The sequence below is a fragment of the Micromonospora sp. PRAS1 genome (assembly GCF_059553435.1).
The window spans coordinates 1-4,402 of sequence record NZ_JCANNB010000081.1 but is presented as its reverse complement, the minus strand read 5'-3'; the positions used below and the strand labels follow the sequence as shown (position 1 = coordinate 4,402).

Below are 4,402 nucleotides of genomic sequence, written 5' to 3'. Positions count from 1 at the left end.
GGACCGCGACCGGGCGTTCCGGACCGCGACCGGGCGTTCCGGACCGCGACCGGGCGTTCCGGATCGGCGTGCCGGGCGGTGCCCGCCGGGCCTGCGCCGCAGTCGGCTCAGCCCATCGTTGCGGCTGGCGCCGCCTCCGCTAGCAACGCCGCGCAGACCTCGATCAGCCGGGCGCGTAGCCGGCTGGCCCGTTGCGCGAACTCGCGTTGCCGAGCCACGTACTCCGCCTTGCCCTCGGGCGTCTCGATGGCCACCGCCGGCTGCCCGTACGAGGAGAGGTCGTACGGCGACGCCTGCATGTCGAGCAGCCGGATGTCCCGGGCCAACTCGAAGCAGTCGAGCGCCAGGTCGCCCGGGACCGCGGGGCCGAGCTTGCCGGCCCACTTGTGGCAGTCCATCGCGGCGTGCAGGCAGCCCGGCTGGTCGAGGTCGACCTGGCTGGCCCGGGTCGGTTGCAGGCGGTTCAGGCTGACCGCCTCGGGGGTGAAGAACCGGAACGCGTCGAAGTGCGTACACCGGATCTGGTGCGCCTCGACCACGGCGTCGGTGCCCGGTTGCCCCAGTCGCAGCGGAAGCGGGTGCCGATGCTCACGTTGCCGGTACACCATCGCCCACTCGTGCAGGCCGAAGCAGCCGGTGAAGGCCGGTCGTGACGCGATCGAGGAGAGGAGCCGGTGGATGAAGCGCACCGAGTCGGCCCGGGCGGCGAGGAAGGCGGGCGGGTCGAGGCTGACCAGGCCGTCGGCATCGGTGGCGTACCACCGCCACCGCCGATGCGGTGCGGGACCGTCCGGCCCGGGTGCCAGCGCGACCCCCACCCCGGGGTGCCAGCGGCGCAGCACGGACGGCCTGGTGCCGTAGTAGTCGTAGAGGAAGTCGTCGATGGCGTGCCGTTCCCGGGTGGCCCTGCGGGCGCGGTGGGCCGCGGTGAGCGCGTCCGCACGTTCCTCGTGCGCGGCCAGCAGGGGAAGCCAGCCCGCCGCAGGGATCACCTTTGGCGTGCCCACGGTCGGCGCGGTGCCGCCTGCCTGCCCCCTCACGGCCCAAGGGTACGACCACCGCCCGCCCGCCGGTCACGGGCCGGTCCGTACGCTCAGCCGGTCAGGGGCAGGTCCATACCATCAGCCGGTCCCGGGCAGACCTGCCCGGGGCCGGTCCCGGTAGGCGCCTCAGGGCATCTCCACCCGGACGCCGGCGGAGAAGACCCCGCTGCGCAGTTCCAGCCGCTCGGGGGCCGCCCGTCCGTTGACCGTGAAGACCAGCGGCAGCACCATGCGGCTCCCGGCCGCCATCGGCTCGGCGAAGACGTCCCGTCCCTGGTTCGCCCGCCGGGTGGCCGGCTCGTCGGCGGTCACCCAGTTGCCGTTCGGCAGGTACGCCCGTTGCAGCTTGCCGTGCCAGCTCTGGTGCTCCGGCGTGACATTGCGGACGCCGACGGTGGCCTGGCACTGGCGCAGCTGCTGGCCGGGCTCGCAGACCATCCGGTAGACGGTGAACTCGAACGCGTCCTCCCGGAGCGGGACGCCGAGGCTGCCGCTGGCCCCGGTGCCCTTCCACGCGCCGTTGGTCGGCTGGCTGTCGGTGTCGATCGCGGTGACCCGCCGGGTGGCGGTCCAGGCGGCGATGCCGATCGTGGCCACCAGCACCGTCGCGGCCACCGGCACGATCAACCAGATCGGCGGCGTACGCCGGCGGCCAGGTGGACGGGGCGCGGCCGGCCGCGGATAGACCGTCCCCGGCCCGTCCGAGGCGAGTGCGGCGGCGACCGGCCGCCGGTTGCGCCGCCAGGTGACGAACCCCACGACGGCCAGCACCAGCGCTGCCCCCGCGCCGACCAGCAGTGCGGGCGCCTGGCCACGCCAACCCGACGGCTGTTGCGACCCGGCGGTCGCGGCGTGCGGGTTCGTCCAGGTGGCGCTCGCGCAGTCGTACGGCTGCCGGCCGTCCCCGGCGAACGCGCAGGCCGGGGCGGTCAGCGGTTGCTGCGTCGCGGCCGTGCGCAGCGTGGTGCCCAGCGTGGTGGTGCTCCGGGGTGGCAACCTCAGCTGCCAGGTCACCGCGGTCGCCGCCGATCCGCCCGGGCGTACCTCCCGGCCGCCGTCGGTGATCGAGGTCGCCGAGACGCCCCGGGGCAGTTCCTGCCGCACGGTGGTGTTCACCGGCGCGTTACCGGTGTTGCGGACCTCGATGCGGTACCCGGGCTCGGTGCTGTTCTCCGGTGCCACCGCCACGCTGACCTTCGGGGCGGGCGCCGGTGAGGCGAGTCGCGTCGGGGTGGGCACCGCCGGCGGCGCCGCGGGCATCGCGGGATCCGGCGTCAGCATGGTCGGATCGGGCTCCGGCGAGGTGGGATCCGGTTCCGCCGTCGCCGTCGCCGTCGCCGTCGCCGCCTGCGGCCGTCCGGCCGCTGCGTGCGCTTGCCCGGCCGCTGCGTGTGCTTGCCCGGCCGCTGCGTGTGCTTGCCCGGCCGGCCCGGCCGCTGCGTGCGCTTGTCCGACCGCCGTGACCTGGGATTGTCCGGCGGTCGGCGCGTCCGGCGCGGTGGCCGCCGGCAGCACCGGCAGGGCGGTGAGGAAGCCGACGCAGTGCACGATCGCCGCGAGGGCCCTGTGGTGTCGTGTCGATGCAGGCATACGAACGAACCTCCGCAGCCGACGCTAGGTGCGGGGTCACGTCGGGCGGGTACGAAGCGCGGAATCCGGCCCCCGAGATGGGCGTACCCGGTAAGGTGCCGCACCCGGTCCGCCAGGTCGGACTAGATTGGCCTCGTGCGTATCGCTCGTTTCGCCCATGCCAAGGGAATGTCGTTCGGGGTCGTCGAGGGGGAGCCGGAGGCGGGCCCGCAGGGGCTCACCATCGCCGAGATCTCGGGTCACCCGTTCGGCCAGATCACGTTCAGCGGGGTCCGTTGGGCGCTCTCCGACGTCCGGTTGCTCTCGCCGATCCTGCCCAGCAAGGTTGTCTGCGTCGGCCGCAACTACGCCGAGCACGCCGCCGAGCACGGCGTCGAGGTGCCTACCGAACCGCTGCTCTTCCTCAAGCCCTCCACCTCGGTCATCGGCCCCCGGGACGCGATCCGGCTGCCCGAGTTCAGCAAGCAGGTCGAGCACGAGGCCGAGTTGGCGGTGGTGATCGGCGCACCGGGCGCCCGTCGGGCCGACCGGGCCGCCGCGGAGCGGGCCATCTTCGGCTACACCTGCGCCAACGACGTCACCGCCCGGGACCTCCAGCGCTCCGACAGCCAGTGGACCCGGGCCAAGGGATTCGACTCGTTCTGCCCGATCGGGCCCTGGATCACCACCGGCCTCGACGTCCGGGATCTGGAGATCCGCTGCGAGGTGGGGCGCGATCCGGAGGAGATGGAGGTGCGCCAGCTGGGTCGTACCCGGGACATGATCTTCGACGCCCCGGCCCTGGTGTCGTACGTCTCACACGTGATGACGCTGCTGCCCGGCGATGTCGTGCTGACCGGTACGCCGGCGGGGGTTAGCCCGCTCGCGGAGGGGGATACGGTCACCGTCCGGATCGAGGGGATCGGAGACCTGACCAACCCGGTCGTGTCTGCGACCTGATCCTGCGTTTTCGCAGCTCAAGGGCGGTTTGGGGAAGTCGATTTGGCCTGTCGGTGCCGGGAGGGTAGAGTTTGATCCCGGCGCCGCAAGGGGCCAATGGGGTATGGGGTAATTGGCAGCCCGACTGATTCTGGTTCAGTTAGTCTAGGTTCGAGTCCTGGTACCCCAGCGCAACCGAGATTCGCAAGAATCGAGGTCGCTGGATTCTGGTGGAGTTCAGCGTCGATCTTCCCGCGAGGGTGATCGACCAGGATGTCTGGTAGAGTTCGGCGGCACCACCCGCGCGGTGGTGTCGCGTTCGTGTTCTGGCCCCGTCGTCTAGCGGCCCAGGACGCCGCCCTCTCAAGGCGGTAGCGCCGGTTCGAATCCGGTCGGGGCTACAGATTCGGCTCGTTCCGCTTCGGCGGGACGAGCCGTTTTTCGTCTGTCCGGTCAGAGGGCGGGCCCGACGGCACCGCGCCACCCGAAGCGCCGTCACCGCAGCCCTCGCGCCGTCACCGCAGCCCTCGCGCCGTCACCGCAGCCCTCGCGCCGTCACCGACCCCCTCTTTGGTGCCCCGCGACGGCGTCGCTAGACTACTGCCGCACCGCCCGCGAGGGCTGGTGAACAGGAAAGTCTCTGGCCCCGTCGTCTAGCGGCCCAGGACGCCGCCCTCTCAAGGCGGTAGCGCCGGTTCGAATCCGGTCGGGGCTACCAATCACACTCTGCCCGCCCGCCTACCCGGCCGGCGCCCATTCCCGCACCCCTCCCTCCCGCCCCACCCTCTCCATCCCTCCCCACCCCCTCCCTCCCGCCCCGTTGATCATGAAGTTATTGTTGCGACACGCCG

3 protein-coding genes and 3 tRNA genes are annotated in these 4,402 nt (G+C 72.5%); 4 read left to right on the top strand and 2 right to left on the bottom strand.

From position 1 onward, the window contains the following. Nucleotides 1-107: 107 nt before the first annotated feature. On the bottom strand, nucleotides 108-1,007 hold the full coding sequence (locus tag AC507J_RS32120; RefSeq protein WP_496294286.1) for a 3-methyladenine DNA glycosylase: 900 nt from the start codon (nucleotides 1,005-1,007) through the stop codon (nucleotides 108-110). Nucleotides 1,008-1,169: 162 nt separating this feature from the next. Beyond that, entirely contained in the window at nucleotides 1,170-2,633 is a 1,464-nt protein-coding gene (locus AC507J_RS32115) for a hypothetical protein (protein WP_496294284.1), read from the bottom strand. A 135-nt stretch (nucleotides 2,634-2,768) separates the two neighbouring features. Between AC507J_RS32115 and AC507J_RS32110 the strand changes: the two genes are divergently transcribed. From AC507J_RS32110 to AC507J_RS32095, 4 genes are all read left to right on the top strand, one after another. Then, nucleotides 2,769-3,572: a fumarylacetoacetate hydrolase family protein gene (locus tag AC507J_RS32110; protein WP_496294282.1), complete on the top strand. Its 804-nt coding sequence runs from the start codon at nucleotides 2,769-2,771 to the stop codon at nucleotides 3,570-3,572. Nucleotides 3,573-3,669: 97 nt separating this feature from the next. After that, nucleotides 3,670-3,741 (top strand) — tRNA-Gln (locus tag AC507J_RS32105). A gap of 138 nt (nucleotides 3,742-3,879) precedes the next feature. After that, nucleotides 3,880-3,952: transfer RNA gene (locus tag AC507J_RS32100), tRNA-Glu, on the top strand. A gap of 241 nt (nucleotides 3,953-4,193) precedes the next feature. Beyond that, nucleotides 4,194-4,269, top strand: a tRNA-Glu gene (locus AC507J_RS32095). Nucleotides 4,270-4,402: the final 133 nt, after the last annotated feature.

What these genes read in the sequence shown, in the direction of transcription:
- AC507J_RS32115 (WP_496294284.1), bottom strand. Translation starts at nt 2,633, where the DNA reads ATGCCTGCATCGACACGACACCACAGGGCCCTCGCGGCGATCGTGCAC.